The 277-nt window shown below is 69.0% G+C and carries 1 pseudogene; it reads right to left on the bottom strand.

Features of this window, described 5'->3' with window-relative positions:
* A pseudogene (gene metX / locus AC0IYU_RS34830) lies at positions 1–277 on the bottom strand (homoserine O-acetyltransferase); the annotation flags it as partial.

Genomic DNA, 277 nt, shown 5'->3' with positions numbered 1-277 from the left:
GCCCTCACCTTCCACGGCACTGCGCAGGATGCGGCCGAACTTCGCGTTCATCACGTCGTCGCTGAGGTACGGGATGTGGCCGATCATTCGCGCGATGCGCAGGCCGCGTTTCGGAACGACGCCGTGTTCGGAGAAATGGCCGCCGTGGAAGTCGGGGTCGGTCACGATGGCGCGTCGCGCCACCTCGTTGAAGGCGCTGTTCTCGGCCGTGAGGTTGGGCGCGCTGGCCCCCACCACGGCGTGGCGCACGCGCGCGGGGTACTGCAGCGTCCAGGAC

This window comes from Variovorax sp. AC103, from assembly GCF_979254005.1.
This window is presented reverse-complemented; position numbering and strand designations above follow the sequence as displayed.